17 protein-coding genes and 1 tRNA gene are annotated in these 19708 nt (G+C 52.6%); 12 read left to right on the top strand and 6 right to left on the bottom strand.

Annotated features, from left to right (window positions below; translation table 11 throughout):
* Positions 1 to 42: 42 nt before the first annotated feature.
* The 4 genes from secF to BLP53_RS12385 all read right to left on the bottom strand — a co-directional run bounded on the left by secF (position 43) and on the right by BLP53_RS12385 (position 4977).
* Positions 43 to 984, bottom strand: a complete 942-nt coding sequence (gene secF / locus BLP53_RS12400; RefSeq protein WP_091472556.1) for a protein translocase subunit SecF — start codon at positions 982 to 984, stop codon at positions 43 to 45.
* Between the two features lie 31 nt (positions 985 to 1015).
* On the bottom strand, positions 1016 to 2845 hold the full coding sequence (gene secD, locus BLP53_RS12395; protein ID WP_091472553.1) for a protein translocase subunit SecD: 1830 nt from the start codon (positions 2843 to 2845) through the stop codon (positions 1016 to 1018).
* A gap of 44 nt (positions 2846 to 2889) precedes the next feature.
* Entirely contained in the window at positions 2890 to 3204 is a 315-nt protein-coding gene (gene yajC, locus BLP53_RS12390; protein ID WP_091472550.1) for a preprotein translocase subunit YajC, read from the bottom strand.
* 582 nt (positions 3205 to 3786) lie between these two features.
* Positions 3787 to 4977 (bottom strand): tRNA guanosine(34) transglycosylase Tgt, encoded by a 1191-nt coding sequence (locus BLP53_RS12385; RefSeq protein WP_091472547.1) that lies wholly within the window; start codon positions 4975 to 4977, stop codon positions 3787 to 3789.
* 155 nt (positions 4978 to 5132) lie between these two features.
* Here BLP53_RS12385 and pssA point away from each other — a divergent pair, with 155 nt between their 5' ends.
* The 4 genes from pssA (at position 5133) to BLP53_RS12365 (ending at position 9257) form a co-directional block, all read left to right on the top strand.
* Entirely contained in the window at positions 5133 to 5921 is a 789-nt protein-coding gene (pssA, locus tag BLP53_RS12380) for a CDP-diacylglycerol--serine O-phosphatidyltransferase (protein ID WP_091472544.1), read from the top strand.
* A 129-nt stretch (positions 5922 to 6050) separates the two neighbouring features.
* Positions 6051 to 7583, top strand: coding sequence for a 2-isopropylmalate synthase (locus tag BLP53_RS12375; protein WP_091472540.1), 1533 nt, complete (start codon positions 6051 to 6053; stop codon positions 7581 to 7583).
* A 91-nt stretch (positions 7584 to 7674) separates the two neighbouring features.
* The gene (gene yedA / locus BLP53_RS12370) at positions 7675 to 8568 is read left to right on the top strand and encodes a drug/metabolite exporter YedA (protein WP_091472984.1); all 894 of its coding nucleotides are present in this window, start codon (positions 7675 to 7677) and stop codon (positions 8566 to 8568) included.
* A 20-nt stretch (positions 8569 to 8588) separates the two neighbouring features.
* Complete coding sequence (locus tag BLP53_RS12365) at positions 8589 to 9257, top strand: histidinol-phosphatase (RefSeq protein WP_091472537.1); 669 nt, start codon at positions 8589 to 8591, stop codon at positions 9255 to 9257.
* Positions 9258 to 9323: 66 nt separating this feature from the next.
* On the opposite strand, the gene BLP53_RS12360 is transcribed toward BLP53_RS12365, so the two are convergent.
* Positions 9324 to 10157: a cytochrome C assembly family protein gene (locus tag BLP53_RS12360; RefSeq protein ID WP_091472532.1), complete on the bottom strand. Its 834-nt coding sequence runs from the start codon at positions 10155 to 10157 to the stop codon at positions 9324 to 9326.
* An 81-nt stretch (positions 10158 to 10238) separates the two neighbouring features.
* On the opposite strand from BLP53_RS12360, the gene ffh reads away from it, so the two are divergent.
* From ffh to BLP53_RS12320, 8 genes are all read left to right on the top strand, one after another.
* Positions 10239 to 11600 carry a signal recognition particle protein gene (gene ffh, locus BLP53_RS12355; RefSeq protein WP_091472529.1) on the top strand — a complete coding sequence of 454 codons (1362 nt, stop codon included), beginning with the start codon at positions 10239 to 10241 and terminating at the stop codon, positions 11598 to 11600.
* Between the two features lie 140 nt (positions 11601 to 11740).
* A tRNA-Lys gene (locus tag BLP53_RS12350) sits at positions 11741 to 11816 on the top strand.
* Positions 11817 to 12004: 188 nt separating this feature from the next.
* A complete protein-coding gene (locus BLP53_RS12345) occupies positions 12005 to 13165 on the top strand; it encodes a GGDEF domain-containing protein (RefSeq protein WP_091472525.1) in 1161 nt (386 codons plus the stop codon).
* 345 nt (positions 13166 to 13510) lie between these two features.
* A complete protein-coding gene (locus BLP53_RS12340; protein WP_245652842.1) occupies positions 13511 to 15778 on the top strand; it encodes a bifunctional diguanylate cyclase/phosphodiesterase in 2268 nt (755 codons plus the stop codon).
* A gap of 173 nt (positions 15779 to 15951) precedes the next feature.
* Positions 15952 to 16161: a hypothetical protein gene (locus BLP53_RS12335; protein WP_091472517.1), complete on the top strand. Its 210-nt coding sequence runs from the start codon at positions 15952 to 15954 to the stop codon at positions 16159 to 16161.
* 10 nt (positions 16162 to 16171) lie between these two features.
* The gene (locus tag BLP53_RS12330; protein ID WP_176755296.1) at positions 16172 to 16468 is read left to right on the top strand and encodes a hypothetical protein; all 297 of its coding nucleotides are present in this window, start codon (positions 16172 to 16174) and stop codon (positions 16466 to 16468) included.
* A gap of 7 nt (positions 16469 to 16475) precedes the next feature.
* A complete protein-coding gene (locus BLP53_RS12325) occupies positions 16476 to 16700 on the top strand; it encodes a hypothetical protein (protein ID WP_245652840.1) in 225 nt (74 codons plus the stop codon).
* Positions 16701 to 16855: 155 nt separating this feature from the next.
* The gene (locus BLP53_RS12320; RefSeq protein WP_091472509.1) at positions 16856 to 18253 is read left to right on the top strand and encodes an exonuclease domain-containing protein; all 1398 of its coding nucleotides are present in this window, start codon (positions 16856 to 16858) and stop codon (positions 18251 to 18253) included.
* A gap of 41 nt (positions 18254 to 18294) precedes the next feature.
* On the opposite strand, the gene ccoG is transcribed toward BLP53_RS12320, so the two are convergent.
* On the bottom strand, positions 18295 to 19704 hold the full coding sequence (gene ccoG, locus BLP53_RS12315; RefSeq protein ID WP_091472505.1) for a cytochrome c oxidase accessory protein CcoG: 1410 nt from the start codon (positions 19702 to 19704) through the stop codon (positions 18295 to 18297).
* Positions 19705 to 19708 lie beyond the last annotated feature (4 nt).

Genomic DNA, 19708 nt, shown 5'->3' with positions numbered 1-19708 from the left:
ACCCACCAGTGGCTAAAAATCAAGCATTGAGTAAAAGGGCCGTTACGGTGCGAGTGTCGCTTCGTCTTTAGGTTTCTTCTCTGCGTCGCCGATCAGGTTGGCGCGACTTACGCCCAGCCACATGGCAATCGGGCAGGCGACCAAAACGGAAGAATAGATACCAAACAAAATACCAATGGTCAGCGCCAGTGAGAAGTTATGCAGGGTTTCGCCACCAAAAAACAGCATGGAGCAGACCATGGTTTGTGTCATCAGGTGGGTGATGATGGTACGCGACATGGTACGGGTAATGGCGTTATCAATGACATGCACCGCGCTGGCTTTACGCATCTTCTTGAAGTTTTCGCGTACACGGTCAAATACCACCACGGACTCGTTCACCGAGTAACCCAGCACTGCCAGAATCGCGGCGAGTACGGTCAGGTTGAATTCCCACTGGAAGAAGGCAAAGAAGCCCAGGATAATGATGACGTCGTGCATGTTGGCGATAATGGCGGCAACCGCAAAACGCCATTCAAACCGCATCGCCAAGTAAGCCATGATGCCTGAACACACCAGCAGCAAAGCCAGCGCGCCGTTTTCGTAAAGTTCTTCACCCACCTGCGAGCCGACGGATTCCACACGGCGTACTTCCGCACCGCTATCCGAGGCTTTCAATGCGCCCGAAATTTTTTCTGACAGTTGCGCGATTGACATGTCTTTCTTGACTGGCAGGCGAATGAGCACATCCTGGCTGGAACCGAAGTTCTGTACCGTAATATCTTTCAGGCCGGTGCCATCAAGGACTTCACGGATTTTCTGGATATTGGCTGTGGTCGGGTAGTGCACTTCCATGACTGTACCGCCGGTAAAGTCAACGCCGTAATGCAGACCTCTGTGCAGCAGAAAGAACACTGCCAGTATGAACGTCACCAGCGAGATCGAGGTAGTCAGACGCCCGTAGCTCATGAACGGGATATCTTTTTTAATTCTGAATAATTCCATAATCTGTACTCAAATAGAGGGTGAACAGCAATTAACCTATGCGAAGCTTTTCGATCTTGCGGCGATAGCCGTACAAGAGATTCACGATCGCACGGGAGACCAGCACGGCACTGAACATCGAAGTCAGAATCCCCAGCACGTGAACAACCGCAAAGCCTTTAATCGGGCCGGTGCCAAACATGAACAGCGCCAGGCCGGCAATCAGTGTGGTCACGTTGGAGTCCAGGATGGTGTCAAACGCGCGATCATAACCGGCGTGGATACTGGCTTGTGGCGTATTGCCGTTGCGTAACTCTTCACGGATACGTTCATTAATCAGTACGTTGGCATCAATCGCCATACCCAATGCCAGCGCAATCGCCGCCAGGCCGGGCAGAGTCAGCGTGGCTTGCAACATGGACAGGATCGCCACCAGCAGTAACAGGTTCACCCCCAGCGCCATCACGGACACGCCGCCAAACACCATGTAGTAAATAATCATCATGACAGCAATCGCTGCAAACCCCCACAGGGTAGAGTGCACGCCGCGTTTGATGTTTTCTTCACCCATGCTGGGGCCAACGGTACGCTCTTCAATGATTTCCATAGGCGCTGCCAGTGCCCCGGCACGCAACAGCAATGAAATATCGGTCGCTTCCTGTGCGTTGGCCATGCCGGAAATCTGCACGCGGCCGCCACCGATTTCTTCATTGATCACGGGTGCGGTAACGACTTCGGTACTGTTTTTCTCTATCAGCAGAATCGCCATGCGTTTGCCGACATTTTCACGGGTGACATTCTTGAAGATGCCCGCGCCGCGGCCATCCAAAGTAACATTCACCACAGAGGAGCCGTTTTGGCCGTTCACGCCAGGGCCGGCATCAGTAATGCGGTCACCGGTCAACACGACGCTTTTCTTGACCAGGACTGGGCGGCCTTCGCGGTCGAAATACAATTCATCACCAAAAGGTACCTGGCCTGCTTGTGCTTTCTGCAAGGTAGCCATGTCGGATTTTTCTTCATCCACCATGCGGATTTCCAGTGTGGCCGTACGGCCCAGGATTTCCTTGGCTTTGGCAGTGTCCTGAACGCCAGGCAACTGCACCACGATGCGGTCCAGGCCCTGCTGCTGCACGATAGGTTCAGCCACGCCCAGTTCATTAATCCGGTTATGCAGGGTTTGCAGGTTTTGCTTGAGCGCAAATTCCTGGATGCGTTTTTGCGCCATGACGCTCATGCTGGCGGTCAGGTTGAAATCCTTATCGCTACCGCTGATTTTATAGGTGAGGTCGGAAAAATTCTTAGCCAGCAGGTTGCGTGCCTTGGTGGCTTCAGCCTCTGATTCGAACTTCACGACCACCACCTGGCCCTGGCGCTCAATGCCGTAGTAATTGATTTTTTCCTTGCGCAACGACATACGGAAGTCGCCAACAGTGCTTTCAGCAGCCTTGTCCAGTGCAGCCTTCATATCGACTTGCAGCAGAAAGTGCACCCCCCCACGCAAATCCAGGCCCAGATACATGGGTTTGGCACCTATGCTTTGCAGCCAGTTCGGGGTCTGTGGTACCAGATTCAGCGCTACCGTGTAGTCTTTACCCAAGGCTGACACCAGTTTGTCCTTGGCCAGCAGTTGTATATCTGTACTGGCAAGACGTACCTTGACGCCATTCGGATCCAGGAACATGCCATCCACGGGAATGTCCGCCAGTTTCAGGGCATCTTCCACTTTTTGCAGCAGACCCTGGTCTACCTTGAGTGAAGTTTTGGCTGGGCTGATTTGTACCGCAGGCGATTCACCAAAAAAGTTGGGAATCGTGTACAGCAAACCAATGATAAACACGGTGCCAATCAGCACATATTTCCATAACGGATAACGGTTCATAACAAACTCTTGTTCGGAATAAAAGACCGGGTAGTCTTGCTAAATTAAATGGATTTTAAAGTGCCTGGAGGCAACAGGGTTTGTACGGTGTGTTTCTGCACATTCACCACTGTATTGGCCGCAATTTCAATGCTGACAAAATTTTCGCCTACTTTGGTGACTTTACCGACGATACCGCCAGTCGTCGCAACTTCATCGCCTGCTTTCAGGGCTTCCAGCATCGCTTTATGCTGTTTGGCCTGTTTCATCTGCGGGCGAATCAGCATGAAATAGAACAACGCAAAAATCACGATCATGGGCAAAAAGCCCATGATGTCGGTAGTCGGTGCGCCGGCGGCGTAGGCGTTACTAATAAACATATACTTAATTCCTGATCAATATCTACGAAATAACTCGCGATTCTAGCACATGAGGGAACGGAATAAATGAAAGGGAAGCGGCGTGGGTGATAGTGAGGAGGAGGCGTTTCTTCTCAGGTTGTTGGATTGGTGCGATTATTTGGTGATTGTTTTCGTCTTTAGGCGAGTTACTTTTCTTTGCTTGCCAGGGGTGCAGTGGCTATTGATTATCTCGCGGGCTGAAGAGGCATTTATTTCGCCCTTAGGCGACCATTCTTCTTATGCTTGTCCCTAAGAAAGAAGGCAAAGAACAGGACACCCCAGCTTCCGCTTGTTTCCTGCGTTGCTCAGTTTAGGATTTTCGTCCGTTGCTTTGCCGGACTTAGGCATAAGCCGGTCACGAAATTGACTCCGGCCGCTACGCTTAACATTGCTACGCAAGTCAGCCTACGCCGCAACACTGCGTTGGTTGTGATTACTTTCTGGGGGACAAGCACCAGAAAGTCACTCGCCGAGAGGCGAAAAAAACGGTTAATCTACCTGCGAAAAACCATCTAACTCACAGCGTTGTTATATAAGTTATTTCAATTTCCTTGAGTACGATTAACGTTTCTCTGCCCGTTTCCGGGCAAACTCCACCTTAAATGCCTCAAACCGGTTCTCTTCAATCGCTGCACGTATCCCCTGCATCAATACCTGGTAATAATGCAGGTTATGGATAGTATTCAGGCGTGCACTCAGAATTTCGCCTATCCTGTGCAGGTGGTGCAAATAAGCACGACTGAAATTCTGGCAGGTATAGCACACACACTCGTCATCCAATGGGCGGGTATCGGTTTTATAACTGGCGTTCTTGATCTTGACGTCACCATATTGCGTGAACAGCCAGCCATTGCGCGCATTTCTGGTGGGCATCACGCAGTCAAACATGTCGATGCCATAGCTCACGGCATCAACCAGGTCTTCAGGTGTTCCCACTCCCATCAGGTAGCGTGGCTTATCTTTCGGCATCTGCGGCGCAGTGTGCGCCAGGATACGCAACATGTCTTCCTTGGGTTCGCCGACTGACAGGCCGCCAATCGCGTAACCGTCAAACCCAATTGTTTCCAGGCCTAGCCTTGAAATGTCGCGCAGGTCTTCGTACATGCCACCCTGGATAATGCCAAACAAGGCGTTGCCGTTGGTAGGCGCGTTGCCTGAACGCAACTGGCCCACTTCTTCAGGGCCGCCTTGCATGGTGAGGGTGTGGGCAATCGTCTGGGTTTGGTAGACATTAAATGCATCGCGACTACGCTGCGCCCAGCGCAAGCTCAGTTCCATGGATTTTTGCGCCTGGTCATGGCTGGCCGGGTAGGGCGTGCATTCGTCGAAGATCATGACAATGTCGCTATTGAGCACGCGCTGGATACGCATGGATTCTTCCGGGGTTAAAAAGCAGCTGTCGCCGTTGATGGGCGATTTGAACTTGACACCTGCTTCCGTGATTTTGCGCAGATCGCCCAGGCTCCAGACCTGGAAGCCGCCGGAGTCAGTCAGGATGGGGTTTTCCCAGCCCATGAATTTGTGCAGCCCTTCGTGTGCGGCAATCACTTCCAGGCCGGGGCGTAACCACAAGTGAAAGGTATTGCCGAGCACGATATGTGCCTGAATGTCGTTCAGCTCTTGCGGTGACATGGCTTTGACGGTGCCGTAGGTGCCCACGGGCATAAAGGCGGGGGTTTGTACGTCGCCATGAGGCAGGTGAACTGTGCCGCGTCTGGCCAGTCCGTCGGTATTGTGTAAGGAAAACTGCATGAACGTGCGATAACAGGCTGAAATAAACGCGTATTTTATCACAGCCTCATGTCGCCTCTCTTACCGGTCGGCGGGCTTTTGCATGGTCCGCGGACGCTTGCATTTTTTATGATTGCCCGCAACAATGCGCATATTCTGCATTATTGAACATTCCTATGTCCGAACCACAAAACCGCCCGTCGCGCCGCGAGGAATATACCACTTTGCGTCAACGTGGTATTTACCTGTTGCCCAATTTATTTACCTCTGCCTCCTTGTTTGGCGGGTTTTATGCCATTGTGCAGGCCATGAACCAGCATTTTGAGCAGTCAGCGGTGGCGATTTTCATTGCCATGGTGATGGATGGGCTGGATGGCCGCGTGGCGCGCATGACCAATACGCAAAGTGCGTTCGGGGCAGAGTATGATAGCCTGGCGGATATGGTGTCATTCGGCGTGGCGCCGGCATTGATCGTTTATGTATGGGCATTGCAGCCCATGGGTAAACTGGGCTGGATTGCTGCGTTTATTTACTGTGCCTGTGCCGCCTTGCGCCTGGCACGCTTTAATACCAAGATCGATGATCCGTTCCAGGACAAGCGCTATTTCCAGGGCTTGCCCAGTCCGGCTGCGGCTGCCTTGCTGGCCGGTTTTGTCTGGGTGTCTTACGAATACAATATTGATGGGCGCGAGATTTTCTTCGGTGCCTTGCAGGTGAAGTGGATTGCCTGGTGCCTGACCGTGTTCGCGGCCGGCTCCATGGTATCTGACCTCCGGTTTTACAGTGGCAAGGATATCAACCTCAGGCACTCTGTCCCGTTTGTCGCCATTCTGGCCGTCGTGCTGGCGTTCGTGCTGATTTCCTACAGCCCGCCGGAAGTGTTGTTCAGCGTGGTGTTTGTCTATACCTTGTCTGGCTACTATTTATGGGGGCGTGACCGCATGGCCAAGAAAAATAAAGCCTGATAGGGGGCTTGAACCGGAAACGCGCCATTATTGGCGCGTTTTTTATTGGGGTTACCGCACCGGCATGGCGATGATGGTCAAGTACATCGCAAGCGGGTAAAATCTGTGCTGTCAGATTTAGGAACAGACATGGAACAAATTATAATTTTTGATACCACCTTGCGTGATGGGGAACAAAGCCCGGGCGCAGCGATGACAAAAGAAGAAAAAATCCGCATTGCCCGCCAGCTGGAAAAGCTGGGAGTAGACGTGATTGAAGCCGGTTTTGCGGCTGCCAGTCCCGGTGATTTTGAAGCCATTTCCGAAATCGCCAAAGTGATTAAAACTTCCACCGTGTGTTCATTGGCGCGTGCCAGTGAAAATGATGTGCGCCGTGCCGGCGAAGCTATCAAACACGCCGCCAAAGGCCGGATCCATACCTTTATCGCCACCAGCAAAATCCATATGGAAAACAAGCTGCGCATGAGTGAAGACCAGGTGGTCGAGCGTGCAGTGCAAGCGGTGAAATGGGCGTGTGAGTATACCGAAGACGTGGAATTCTCTGCTGAAGATGCCGTGCGCTCGGAAGTTGACTTCCTGGTGCGCGTATTTGAAGCCGTGATTGAGGCCGGTGCCAAAACCATCAATGTGCCGGATACCGTAGGCTATAGCATCCCATCTGTGTGGGGCGAACGTATGGCCGAGCTGATCAAGCGCGTGAAGAATTCTGACAAAGTGGTGTGGTCTACGCACTGTCACAACGACCTGGGCATGGCAGTGGCCAATTCACTGGCGGCCGTGATGAACGGTGCGCGCCAGGTGGAATGTACGATTAACGGCCTGGGCGAGCGTGCCGGTAACGCCAGCCTGGAAGAAATCGTCATGGCAATTAAAACCCGCAGCGATCTTTTCAACCTGGGCACACGCATAGACACGACACAAATCGTGCCGGCATCCAAGCTGGTATCGACCATTACCGGTTATCCGGTGCAGCCGAACAAGGCCATTGTCGGGGCCAATGCGTTTGCGCACGAATCCGGTATTCACCAGGATGGCGTGCTTAAACACCGCGAAACCTATGAAATCATGCGGGCCGAAGATGTGGGTTGGGGTGCCAATAAACTGACGCTGGGCAAACTGTCCGGCCGCAATGCTTTCCGTACCCGTTTGAAAGAACTGGGCATAGAGCTTGAAAGCGAAGATGCGTTGAATGCTGCATTTGCACGCTTTAAAGAGCTGGCAGATAAAAAGTCGGAAATTTTTGACGAAGACCTGCATGCGCTGGTGAATGATGAGGTGGTGCAGGACACGGCTGAACTGTTCAAGCTGGTTTACCTGCAAGTGGCGTCGCAAACCGGTGAAATCCCGCATGCGATCCTGACACTGAACCGCGATGGCATGGAACAGCGGGCAGAAGCCACTGGCGGCGGCCCGGTGGATGCCACGTTCAAGGCGATCGAAAGTGTGGTCAACAGTGCAGCGGAGTTACTGCTGTATTCGGTCAACAATATTACCAGCGGCACCGATGCGCAAGGCGAAGTCACCGTACGCCTGAGTAAAGGCGGCCGTATTGTGAACGGGCAGGGTGCGGATACCGATATTGTGGTGGCGTCTGCCAAGGCCTATCTGAATGCCCTGAACAGGCTATATGTCAAACCGGAAAAACTGAATCCGCAGGTGTAAATGCCAGTGAGAGTGAACGCTTGCTGTGCCATCCGGCAGCAAGCGTTTTATTTTGTATTGATGGCGTGTGATAAATGAAAGGTCGGTCATGATGACGCAGAAAAACCATTGGTTATTAGTGATCATTGCGTTGACCTGTACCTATTTTATCTGGGGCTCCACTTACCTTGCGATCAAGTACGCAATTGAGAGTTTTCCGCCGTTTTTCATGGTAGGGATACGTTTTACCGTGGCGGGCACCTTGCTTTACATCATCCTGCGCAGCATGGGGCATGCGGCACCCAATTTAGTGCAATGGCGCGGCGCGGCACTGGTGGGCTTGCTGTTACCAGTGTTGGGCAATGGTACGGTGTCGCATGTGCAATTGCATGTCTCTTCCAGCGTCGCAGCACTGGCGATTGCCACGGCCCCAATCTGGATGGCGATCTTTTCCAGTTTGTGGGGGCATAAAATCAGCCGTCGCGAGTGGCTCGGCATTGCGATTGGCCTGGTTGGCATTTTGTTGTTGAATACCCGCGGCAGCCTGCAAGGCGACTGGTTGAGTGCCGCTTTGCTGATGTTTGCAGCGGCCTGCTGGTCGCTGGGCTCGGTATGGAGCAAGCATATGACCATGCCGGATGGCCTGATGGGGGCAGCCAGCCAGATGTTGTGTGGCGGGTTGATTGCCCTGCTGTTCAGCGTGGCCTTCGGTGAGCATTGGCCGGTGCAGGTCAGTGCGCGCTCATGGGCCGCCATTGCGTTTCTGGTGGTGCTGGGGTCTATCGTGGCTTTTTCTGCTTATCACTGGTTGTTGCATCATGTACGCCCCATGGTGGCCAGCAGCAATACTTTTGTCAATCCGGTGGTCGCCTTCGTGGTTGGCGCATTGTTTGCCGATGAACGTATCCACACGATGGAATATATCGCCCTGGCGGTGATCCTAGTTGGCGTGTTCCTGGTACTGACAGCCACCAGGGAAGCCGTACCCGAAGAACAAATCGTTTAACTATTAAAGAAGTGAATGGTATGAAGCAAAATCTGGCCTTGTTTGACCTGGATAACACCCTGTTGGCAGGGGATAGTGACTATAACTGGAGTATTTTCCTGATCGGGGAAGGCTTGCTGGATGAGAAAACCCATCATGAACGCAATGAGCAGTTTTACCAGGATTACAAAAATGGCACCCTGGATATTTATGCTTTCCTGAAATTCCAGTTGCAGCCATTGGCGCAGCATCCGAAAGCGTTCCTGGATGAATTGCACAAAAAATACATGGCAAACGTCATTCGGCCCATGATGACGCAAAAAGCGCAGGATCTGGTCAACCAACATAAGGCCAGTGGCGATTTGTGTATGGTGATTACCGCGACTAACAGTTTTGTCACCAAGCCGATCGCCACGGCTTATGGCATTGAAAACCTGATTGGTACAGACCCGGAAATGGTGGGCGGGCAATTCACCGGTGGCGTATCCGGCACACCCAGCTTCCAGCAGGGCAAGGTAACACGCCTGAATGAATGGCTGGCTGCGCGTGGCCAGGCATTGGCAGATTTTCAAACCAGTTATTTTTACAGCGATTCACACAATGACTTGCCATTGATGAAACTGGTGACCAATCCGGTGGCGGTGGATGCTGATGCGACGTTGACCGAGTATGCCAAGGAGCGCGGTTGGCCGCTGATCAGCCTGCGGTAAACTTACTGAATAAAGCTGCAATAAAAAACGCACCGTACATGGTGCGTTTTCTGTATGTGCCAGGCGTTAGCGATTCAGGATCACATGCAGCACAAAACGGCTGCCGATATAGGCCAGCAATAACAGCACAAAACCCACCAGTGTCCAGCGGGTCGCAGTTTTGCCGCGCCAGCCATATTTAAACCGGCCAAATAGCAGCCAGGCATAAATCAGCCATGAGGCGATGGAAAAAACGGTCTTGTGGTTGAGTTGCAGCGGTTTGCCAAAAATTTCTTCACTGAACAGCATGCCGCTGACCAGGGTAATGGTCAGCAGGACGAAGCCGATACGTAATACCTTGAACAGCAGTTCATCCATGACCATCAGCGGCGGGAATCCCGGCAATGTCAGCCAGCTGTTCTTTTTGTGCAGAGCACGTTCTGCCACCCGCATCAGACAGGCATGCAGCGCAGCAAAGGTAAACAGGCTGTAAGCGACCATGGCAATGGCAATATGCAGGCTGAACAAGGTCAGCCCTTCAGCCACCACGTAATAATCCTTGATGGCAAATGCCGGCATCAATACAAAGAGTGCGGCGGGCGGTAACACAAACGCCTGCAGGCTGTGCAAGGCATGTTTGAGGTCCGCGATCCAGTAAATCAATACCGTCAACCACAAAATGGCAGACAGCGCGTAATACACGCCCAGGTTAATCCCGCCCAGGGCGAATACATCGCGATATAGCAGCCAGCCATGCAGGATAATGCCTAATGCGATCATGGCACTGTGCAGCTGGAACGGTAATTGCGTTTGATTGGCTGGCCGGTTTTGCCTGGCGATCCGCCAGTAATCCATCGCCACGGCCATGTAGATAAAAGCGACTACCAGATAGGGAACAAGATGTTGAATCATGCTCTGCATTATGGCAAAACTCGGCGTATTCGCCTAGCATGATGTAAAATCCCCCTCTTATTCAAAGACCTGTAGTAAAGAGAGTTCCCCATGCTGGAAAACCTGACCGGCCGCCTGCAAGGCGTGATTAAAAACCTGCGCGGTCAAGCGCGCCTGACTGAAGACAATATTGCCGATGCCATGCGCGAAGTGCGGATGGCATTGCTGGAAGCCGATGTGGCATTGCCGGTGGTCAAGGAGTTTATCGCCCGCGTGAAAGAACGCGCCAATGGTCGTGAAGTGTTGCAAAGCCTGACACCAGGCCAGGCCGTGATCGAAGTGGTCAATGAAGAGTTGAGCGCGTTGATGGGCAAGGCCAATGTCGGCCTGAACCTGGCAGCAGTGCCGCCAGTGGTTATTTTGATGGCCGGCTTGCAAGGGGCGGGTAAAACAACAACCTCAGGCAAACTGGCCAGGTTACTCAAAGAACAAAAGAAAAAAGTCCTCTTGGCCAGCGCTGACGTCTACAGGCCAGCAGCGATCACCCAGCTGCAAACGTTGGCAAAGCAGCTTGAAATCGACTGTTTTGACAGCAACCCGCAGCAGAAGCCGCTCGAAATCGCCACCCAGGTGATGGAACAGGCGAAAAAGAATTACTACGATGTGGTGATTTTCGATACGGCGGGCCGTTTGGCGATTGACGAAGCCATGATGGCTGAAATCAAGGATCTGCACGCATATCTTAACCCGACCGAAACCTTGTTTGTGGTCGACGCCATGCAGGGCCAGGATGCGGTCAATACTGCCAAGGCATTTGGCGAGGCATTGCCGTTGACGGGTGTCATCGTGACCAAGCTGGATGGTGATGCACGTGGAGGGGCTGCGTTATCTGTGCGTCATGTGACCGGCAAGCCTATCAAGTTTATCGGTGTCAGTGAAAAGATCGATGGCCTGGAGCCTTTCCACCCTGACCGGATGGCCGGTCGTATCCTTGGCATGGGTGATGTGCTCAGCCTGATTGAAGAAGCGCATAAAAAAGTCGATCTGGACGAAGCGAAAAAAGTCGCGGACAAACTCAAATCCGGTGCCAAGTTCGACCTGGATGACTTTAAATCGCAAATGCTGCAAATGCGCAAAATGGGCGGCATGGCTTCACTCATGGATAAGATGCCCAGCCAGATTGCCGGCATGGCGCAAAAGGTCAACACTGATGATGTCGATAAATCCCTGCGTCGCATTGAAGGCATTATCAATAGCATGACGCCGGCAGAGCGCCGCAAACCGGAGTTGATTAAAGCGACGCGTAAAAAGCGGATTGCTGCCGGAAGTGGCGTGCAGGTGCAGGAAGTGAACCGCCTGCTCAACCAGTTTGAAGAAACCCAGAAAATGATGAAGATGTTCAGCAAAGGCGGCATGGCCAAAATGATGCGCGGCCTGGGCGGCATGATGGGTGGCAAATTCCCTGGAATGTAATGTCATGGTACGGGGATACATGGAAAAATGCATTTTTTTGTACAAAAAAGCAAAAACAGCATTGACCAAATTTAATTCATCCCCCATAATCGCGTTCTTTCAAATTTGACGCAAAACAAAGCGGCAAACAAGAAACAGATGGGGTGTTAGCTCAGCTGGTAGAGCAGCGGACTTTTAATCCGTTTGTCGTGGGTTCGATCCCCGCACACCCTACCAAAATATTCAAAAGCCTATGAGAAATCATAGGCTTTTGCCATTTCGGCAGCCGGTCCATTGCCATCCCTCTTTTTCCAGATTGTAATGAATTGCAAACGCTTAGCCGGCGGCTGGTTATTTTTGAACGCTTGTATTAGCATGGTTCTGAGTAAAAACAAGATAAACAAGCGCTTGGGGAGTGATGAGGTTTGACGACTCTGGAACGTCGGGTTGACGAGGCATTATTTCATCGGCTGATTGCGAGTTCGCCTATTCCATTAATAGGTAGTGCGATAGGTGGCCTCCTGATTGCAATCTCCCAGCTTGATTCTGCCAAAAGCCATTTGTTTCTCGCATGGATGGCAGTAGTCTATGCGATGATTGTACTGCGCTGGTGGTTGGTCAACCGCTGCAAAAACAAACTCTCAACACAGGGGTTTGATTCCCGCCTGGCGTTCCGCTATTGCCTGACGCTTGCACTCTCCGGCTTGGCCTGGGGGGCACTGGGTTTCCTCATCATGGATGCACCACCAATGACCATGGTGGTGGGTATCACGGCGATTCAGGCCATGATTATGGGAGGCGTGGTGACGATGGCGCCTTGTATCCCGGCTTTTCTGGCATTTAGTGTACCGGCGTTGATGCCAACAGTCTTCGTATTTGCTTCCGGCGACGGTATTGTCAATATGGTGATCGCTGTCTTTTGCGTGGTGTTCTATCTATTGATGATAGGTGTGGCCTATCGTTTCAACCAGTCTTTACGCCAGGCGCAGCGCATCAGTTTTGAGAATGAGGATCTGATTGGTTCCTTAAAGGAAGCCTACCAGAAAATCTCCACCCAGAACCAGGAGTTAAACCATGTCGCGCATCATGATGCCTTGACCGGTTTGCCTAACCGCAAGTTACTGGCGTTGCGCATGCAGCAAGCCATAGACCTGGCGCGGGTTAAAAAAACCAGCACGGCGTTGCTTTACCTTGACCTGGATGGCTTTAAAGCAATTAATGACCAGTTGGGACATGAAGCGGGTGACCTGGCACTGGTGGAAGTGGCGCAGCGGCTTGGCAAGGTGATTCGCGGTAGTGATACGCTGGCGCGCGTCGGCGGGGACGAGTTTGTGGTTGTGCTCTCCGACTTGCAGGATAATCCCCGGACGTCGGTGGAAATGGTCGCGCAGAAATGCCAGATGGTGTTCGAGAAAGTATTTTCCATTCAGGGCATTGAGTGCAAGCTGGGCACTTCCATAGGCCTTGCCATTTGCAAGGAGCAGGATACGATTGAACAGTTGCTTTCCATTGCAGATAAGGCGATGTATCAGGCCAAACTGCTAGGCTGCGAGCAAATGTCCTGGGCGCTCGACCATTCCACTTAGCCCGTTTCTGGCTATGTATGCTGGCGGTTTCTAATTGATCGAATGCGCCTCTTGTAGCCGTGCTTGCCATGCCGGGGTAATCACGGCCGTTGCCGGAGCCACCCCTGCCGTGATTACCTGACCGCAGCAGAAAAACAACGGTATCAGCCAATTTGCCGGGTATTTACAGGGGTGTTTGGGCATTTGATTTCCAGCCTATCCCTTACAGTATTGAGTGATTTATCAGGTTGATACATCCATGTTTACAGCTCATTTACTATGTTCGGGAGAAGTCACGCGCAATGCCTTGTGCGCCTGTGCATATGGTCATTCTGGCCGGCGTGCGTGGTCTGTTGGAGTGGCGGCATGGATGTACCGCACACTGTGAAACCCTCTCAATCATTGACGCAACTTTACCTGGCGCTTAGCCAGTGTCACCAGGCGATTGTACAAAGTCGCGACAAGCAGGCTTTGCTAGCGCAGATTTGCCGCATTATTGTGGATTTCGGTCATGCCAAGCTAGCCTGGGTAGGCGAGGTAATGCCGGACAGCAGGCAGGTAAAAATCATTGCTGCGTTCGGCGGCGGGCAGGAATACCTGGACAAAGTCCAGATTTCTGCCGATCCGGAAAACCCTTATGGCAAAGGGCCGTGCGGCCTGGCGATTAACACCGGCCAGCCCTGCTGGATCAGCGATTTCCAGACCAATGTGATCACGGCTTTATGGCATGCGTCTGCCCTGGAGTTTTCCTGGAAAGCTGCGGCTTTCCTGCCCTTGCATAGCGATGGACAGGTAGTGGCTTGCCTTTCGCTCTATGCGTCGGATGAGCATGCGTTTGCACCGGATATCCAGCGCTTGCTGGTGGATATGGTGTCGAATATTGATTTTGCGCTGGACCGGTTTGCCATGCAGCAGGAGCGGGCGCAATACCAGAAAAACTTGCTGGCAAGTGAGCAGCGTGCGCAACTGGTCATGGAAAATGCGCTGGATGCGATCATCAATATGGATACTGCCGGGCTGATTGTGGAATGGAATCGGGCGGCCGAGCATATTTTTGGCTATCAACGCCAGGACGTGATTGGCAGGAACCTGGGCGAGGTCATTGTGCCGCCGGCTTACCGCGATGCACATAACCAGGGCCTGCAACGGTTGCAGCGCACCGGGGAGCCCAGGCTGCTGGGCAAGTCGGTGGAAATCAGCGCCATGCGGCGAGACGGCAGCGAATTTCCGGTGGAACTGACCATTATTGAAATTGAACGGCAGGAAGAGCGCTATTACAGTGCATTCCTGCGGGATATCACGACGCGTAAAGAATCCGAGGCCAAGATAAGGTTTCTGGCAAATTATGATGCCTTGACCGGTTTGCCCAATCGCAACCTGCTGCATGAACGGGTGACGACGGAAATTGAACGCGCCTGGGCGCAGGATGGCCAGTTTGCCATGATGTTCCTGGACCTGGATCATTTCAAAGACGTGAATGACAGCCTGGGCCATCGCTATGGCGATAACCTGCTGATCGAGCTGACCCGGAGGTTTAAGGCGCTGCAGCGTGAAGGCGATACGATTTGCCGTTTGGGCGGGGATGAATTCGTTTTTCTGCTGGCTGGTGCCGGGCACGATGTGGCCGAGGCCATGGTCAAGCGCTTGCTCAAGGCGATTGAGCAGCCACTGGTGATTGACCAGTATCAACTGACCGTCACGGCTTCAGTCGGAATTGCCATTTATCCGGATGATGGCCTGGATATGGAAAACCTGCAGCGCAATGCCGATGTGGCCATGTACCGGACCAAAAAGGAAAGCCGCAACGGTTACCGTTTTTTCAGTAACCAGATGCAACTTCAGTCCACCCGGCATTTGCAGTTGATGAATGCGATGCGGCAGGCGATTACCCTCGGGCAAATGGCCGTGTATTACCAGCCGCAAATGGACCTGACAACACAAAAAATCGTGGGAGTAGAGGCGCTCTTGCGCTGGAAGCACCCGCAACTCGGGTATATTTCTCCGGCAGAGTTTATCCCGCTGGCGGAATCCAGCGGCCTGATTATTACCATCGGCAGCTGGGTACTGGAGCAGGCGGTGCAACAGATCCAGCAATGGCAGGCAGCCGGTATCCAGGATATCCGTGTCTCGGTGAACCTGTCCAGTATACAGTTCCGTGACCCCGGCCTGCCTGCACTGGTGCAGGAAATCCTGCAGCGCTATGCAGTGTTGCCGCAATCGCTGGAGCTTGAGTTGACGGAAGGCGTGGCGCTGGAAAACCCGCAAGGGGCGGTAGCCATGATGGATGCACTGGCACAGTTGGGCGTGCGCCTATCCATTGATGATTTTGGTACCGGCTACTCTTCTTTAAGCTATCTCAAGCGGTTTAAAGTGTACAAACTCAAGGTGGACCAATCTTTTGTGCGTGATATTTCTACCGACGATGAAGATAAGGCGATTGTGATTGCAATTATCCACTTGGCACGTAGCCTGGGCCTGAAAACCATCGCCGAAGGCGTGGAAACGCCTGAGCAACAGGCTTTCCTGCTATCGCAGGGGTGCGATGAAATGCAGGGTTATTTATTGAGCAGGCCAATCAATAGCGAGCAGACGACTGCCTTTCTGCTGGCTCACCGGCCCGGCTCCCACTTGTAACTCCTTTATTCCCACCAGGAATTTTCCTCTTTTTTCCTGGTCATCATGTATGCATCAGCATTGACTGGTAATCCGCGTCGTCTTCTCGAGTATCGCACCTTCCAAATATTACTTGACTTTATAAATGATAATCATTATCATTTAATTAACGTGTAACCCCAAGGAGGTGAGTGATGAGGCGTCAAACTGTCGTAGGCAAAACCATGCTGGCAGGCAACACAGCTTGCAAAGTGCTCTATCATAAATCTTCAGACATGGTGGAAGTCGAAGTGGGCGGCACCACGCTCAAATTCGAGGCGGACAGCTTTATCGTGATGAATGAAATGTTGCGCAAGGCTGCCGCCAGAATCGTGATGCAGACCGAGATTGAAATGAGTATTTGAAAGGTAAGCCATGCATGCAATGAATCTCAATACCACGTACTACGATCCGTCGTTACCGGATGCGGAGTCCGTGATGGCTTCCTTGCTGTACATCGCAACGTTGTATATCAAGAAGCCGACTTATGACCTGGCCAAGCAGGCCTTGCGCCTGGCAGAAATATTAACGGCACCAGAGTATGCGGATTCGGAACTGATTTGCCGTGTTTCCCGCCGCATGTGCGTGCAGTGGACTTTGCTGGTGAATGAGCACGAACAAGGAAAGTGCCAGTCAACGATGTCAATCAGTGGATCAACCAATCATGAGTGAGCATGCCATGTGTAAAAAAATTTTGTTATCAGGCCAGGCCGGTTTCCGCGTGCATTATTGCGAAACGCATGGCACGGTGGAGTTGGAAATGGGTGCCATGAGTTTGCGCCTGGACGAAGATGCGCTGGAGATTATGAGCGATTCCTTGTCCGAGTCGGTCAGCAAACTGCATGCCTTGCAGGCCAGCAGGGGATCGTTTGATGCATTTATGCGCCAGTTGAAAAATGTCTGATTGAAGAATGGCTGAGACGTAATCACAAGCCTGTGCATGCCATCGCACAGGCTTTTTCTTTTGGGTGGTGAATTACTGAGCACGCAGGATTTGCGCAGAAAGTGCGATAGAATAAAGCACGTCCTGATTTACCGCAGTGAAACCACTCCTGACCTATGCTGCCTTCCGTCACTTTTCTTGATCTTGAAACCACCGGTACCTCCCCGTTAAAAGACCGCATTACCGAGATCGCACTGGTGCGTTTTGACCATGGCGTGGAAACGGCGCGCTGGCAAACACTGGTCAATCCAGGCATGCCTATTCCGGCGTTTATCCAATCGCTGACCGGCATTGATGATGCCATGGTGCAGCATGCGCCGTCGTTTGCCGACGTGGCAGGGCAGTTGCTGGCTTTCCTGGATGGTACGGTACTGGCCGCGCATAATGTCCGGTTTGACCATGGTTTCCTGAAAGCGGAACTCAAGCGCATGGGTATTACCTTGCAGCAAAAAGTATTGTGCACGGTCAAACTGTCGCGTTTGCTGTATCCGCAGCATTTCAGCCATGGCATTGATGCCATTGTCGCGCGGCATCATATCGAAGGTCTGGCGCGGCATCGCGCCATGGGCGATGTCGAGGCCGTGTTGATCATGCTGGCGGATGCCAGGCGGGAGCTGGGTGAAGCGGCCGTGCAGGCGGCAGCCGAAAAGCTGATGTCCGCGCCAGTCTTGCCTGGCCATGTCGATGCCAGTCTGGTCGGAGAGTTACCGGAAGCACCTGGTGTCTATTGGTTCTGTGGCGAGAATGATCAGCGGCTCTATATCGGTAAAGCCATCAATGTGCGTGCACGGGTGTTCTCTCATTTTGGCCGCGAAGCGTCTGCACAAGAGAAGCGCATGGCGCAGGAAATAAAGCGGTTTGAATGGATACCGGTGGCTGGCGAGTTGAGCGCGGTGCTGCTGGAGTCTCGCCTGTTAAAAACACACCAGCCTGTGTATCAGCGGCAAAAGAGATATGCACAGCCACTGTATAGCTGGCAAATTGACTCACAGGCGCAACCGAATGTGCACCTGCTCGATCTGGATGAAATAGATTCTGCCCGTACCGAGCACCTGTTTGGCATGTTCAAAAGCAAGCGGCAGGCCACTGAGGCGTTGCGTAAAATCGCAGAACTGAATCAATTGTGCCTGAAGGAATTAGGCCTGGAGCCCGGACGCCCAGGTGCTTGCCAGGCTTATCCGCTGAGGCGTTGTAAAGGCGTGTGTTGTGGCCAGGAAAGTACGGTTATGCATACATTGCGCCTGCAACAGGCCATGATGGCGCATAAACTCAGGCCCTGGCCGTATGCGGGCAAGATTGGCATTGAAGAATATAACCTGGATAATGATCTGCGCCAGATTCATGTGTTTGAGTACTGGACTTACCTTGGAACCGCAGACAGTGATGAAAGTATGCAGGTCTTGCTTGCACAGACTGCCACGCACAAGTTTGCGCTGGAAACATATAAGTTATTGCTGAAAATCCTGCCGCAAAAAAAGACCCGTGTACTGAATCTGGCTGAGGTGCGGTTTTAAGCGCTTGCCAGTCCAGCGGGCACGGGTCAAGGGGCAAAAAATCAGGGCGTATAAAATGTACTGTTGGTGGAAACCGTTTCACCTGACGGTTGTGCAGTGACTTCAATCATGATGCGCTGGCTGCCTTTCCTGTCCGGGTAAGGGGCAGACAGACTTAGCGGTAATAAGGCTTCTTCAGTAGCGCCGACCGTGAGTGACCGTTCACTTTCTACCTTGATGCCCGGCAAACCATAAGCCTGGATACTGTAATGTTGGGGTTGTTCGGTGGCATTGATCAGGTGTAACTGGTACAGGTTCTCTATACCTTCGCTGGCTTCCCTATACATGATATTGCGGTCACGCATAATGTCGACTTTAAAATCAGGTTTGTGCAGCATACTGTAGGCCAGCCAGCCGAATATCAGTGCAAACAGGCCGCTGTAAATCAAGACGCGTGGGCGCAATAGATGCTGTACCACACCATGTACACTGCCGCCGCCTGCGGCTGAAAAGCGGATCAGCCCGCGGGGATACTGCATTTTGTCCATCACCTCATCACAGGCATCAATACACAGGCCGCAACTGATGCACTCGTATTGCAGGCCATTGCGGATATCAATGCCCACCGGACATACCTGCACGCAGATACTGCAATCTATGCATGCGCCCAGTCCTTGCGCCTGGTAGTCCTGGTTTTTGCTGCGGCCACCACGTGGTTCGCCGCGTGCACTGTCATACGCCACAATCAGCGTGTGATTATCAAACATCGCACTCTGGAAGCGTGCGTAAGGGCACATATGTTTGCAGACCTGCTCACGCAGGAAGCCGGCATTGCCATACGTGGCCAGGCTGTAAAAGCCGAACCAGAACCACTCCCAGCCGCTGAGTTGAAGTCGCCATGTGGCTGGCATGAGTTCGCGTATGGGCGTGAAGTAGCCAACAAAAGTCAGGCCGGTGATCATGGCAAAACCCAGCCAGGCACTGTGCTTGCTGAGCTTGATAGCCGCCTTCCCCAGGTTCCATGGCTGGGTATCCAGTTTTTGTCTGGCCAGGCGGTCGCCTTCAATACGGCGCTCCATCCATAAGAAGATCTCGGTATACACGGATTGCGGGCAGGAGAATCCGCACCAGAGCCGGCCGGCCACGGCCGTAAATAAAAATAATCCCAGTGCACAAACAATCAGCAGTAGTGCCAGGTAAAACAGGTCCTGCGGGAAAATCACCATGCCGAACAGGTAAAAGCGCTGGGCGTTGATATCCATCAGGAAGGCTTGCCGCTCCCCATATTGCAGCCACGGCAGGCCATAAAAGACAATTTGCGTCAGCCAGATCATCAGCCAGCGCCAGTTTTTGAAATAGCCGCTGACCGAGCGCGGGTAGACTTTGGGTGTTTTCTGGTAGAGCGAAAGGGTCTGTTCCGTGGCAGGCGCAGCCACGATTGGAATCACGGGTTTGTTACGGGAAACTTGCATGCAA

Origin of the sequence: Methylophilus rhizosphaerae (genome assembly GCF_900100975.1) — a bacterium.
GTDB classification, from domain to species: Bacteria; Pseudomonadota; Gammaproteobacteria; order Burkholderiales; family Methylophilaceae; genus Methylophilus; species Methylophilus rhizosphaerae.
Note: the sequence above shows the minus strand (reverse complement) of the source record. Positions and strands in the feature narration are given on the sequence as shown.

Coding starts and splice junctions, on each gene's coding strand:
- secF (WP_091472556.1), bottom strand. CDS start 984: ATGGAATTATTCAGAATTAAAAAAGATATCCCGTTCATGAGCTACGGG.
- secD (WP_091472553.1), bottom strand. CDS start 2,845: ATGAACCGTTATCCGTTATGGAAATATGTGCTGATTGGCACCGTGTTT.
- yajC (WP_091472550.1), bottom strand. CDS start 3,204: ATGTTTATTAGTAACGCCTACGCCGCCGGCGCACCGACTACCGACATC.
- BLP53_RS12385 (WP_091472547.1), bottom strand. CDS start 4,977: ATGCAGTTTTCCTTACACAATACCGACGGACTGGCCAGACGCGGCACA.
- pssA (WP_091472544.1), top strand. CDS start 5,133: ATGTCCGAACCACAAAACCGCCCGTCGCGCCGCGAGGAATATACCACT.
- BLP53_RS12375 (WP_091472540.1), top strand. CDS start 6,051: ATGGAACAAATTATAATTTTTGATACCACCTTGCGTGATGGGGAACAA.
- yedA (WP_091472984.1), top strand. CDS start 7,675: ATGACGCAGAAAAACCATTGGTTATTAGTGATCATTGCGTTGACCTGT.
- BLP53_RS12365 (WP_091472537.1), top strand. CDS start 8,589: ATGAAGCAAAATCTGGCCTTGTTTGACCTGGATAACACCCTGTTGGCA.
- BLP53_RS12360 (WP_091472532.1), bottom strand. CDS start 10,157: ATGCAGAGCATGATTCAACATCTTGTTCCCTATCTGGTAGTCGCTTTT.
- ffh (WP_091472529.1), top strand. CDS start 10,239: ATGCTGGAAAACCTGACCGGCCGCCTGCAAGGCGTGATTAAAAACCTG.
- BLP53_RS12340 (WP_245652842.1), top strand. CDS start 13,511: ATGGATGTACCGCACACTGTGAAACCCTCTCAATCATTGACGCAACTT.
- BLP53_RS12335 (WP_091472517.1), top strand. CDS start 15,952: ATGAGGCGTCAAACTGTCGTAGGCAAAACCATGCTGGCAGGCAACACA.
- BLP53_RS12330 (WP_176755296.1), top strand. CDS start 16,172: ATGCATGCAATGAATCTCAATACCACGTACTACGATCCGTCGTTACCG.
- BLP53_RS12325 (WP_245652840.1), top strand. CDS start 16,476: ATGTGTAAAAAAATTTTGTTATCAGGCCAGGCCGGTTTCCGCGTGCAT.
- BLP53_RS12320 (WP_091472509.1), top strand. CDS start 16,856: ATGCTGCCTTCCGTCACTTTTCTTGATCTTGAAACCACCGGTACCTCC.
- ccoG (WP_091472505.1), bottom strand. CDS start 19,704: ATGCAAGTTTCCCGTAACAAACCCGTGATTCCAATCGTGGCTGCGCCT.